Raw genomic sequence first — 502 nt, 5'->3', positions numbered from 1 at the left:
GACCATTCAGACCAAGCGAAATCTGATTGCAAAGATGAAGCTTCTGACTGTGGAAGATTTAATCAAAGACAAGAGACTGGTACTCATTGATGACTCCATCGTAAGAGGAACGCAGCTTCGAGAAACTGCCGAATATCTCTTTGAGATTGGCGCAAAGGAACTGCATATCAGACCAGCGTGCCCGCCGATTATGTATGGATGCAAATATCTGAACTTCTCGCGTTCTTCCTCCGAAATGGACTTGATTACCAGAAGAGTCATCACAAGACTTGAGAACGGTAACGTAACTGATGAGATTCTGGAAGAATATGCAAATCCTGAGACAGAAAAATATGCGCAGATGGTGGAGGAAATCCGTAAGGAAATGGGATTCACTACGCTGCAGTTCTGTCGCCTTGATGATATGATGGATGCTACGGGCCTTGAAAGAAATAAACTCTGCACCTACTGCTGGAACGGAAAAGAATAGTCTTTGCACTGTAATGCAGCAGCTGTGCATATA

General features: G+C 44.0%; 1 pseudogene. It reads left to right on the top strand.

Going from position 1 to position 502, the window contains the following annotated elements:
• Positions 1-469: pseudogene (locus D1841_RS18615) on the top strand (amidophosphoribosyltransferase); the annotation flags it as partial.
• Between the last annotated feature and the right edge of the window lie 33 nt (positions 470-502).

It is taken from the genome of Neglectibacter sp. X4, assembly GCF_009917365.1.
In the GTDB taxonomy this organism is placed as follows: domain Bacteria; phylum Bacillota; class Clostridia; order Oscillospirales; family Acutalibacteraceae; genus Acutalibacter.
The sequence above is the reverse complement of the archived record's forward strand: the minus strand, read 5'-3'. Positions and strand labels throughout refer to the sequence as shown.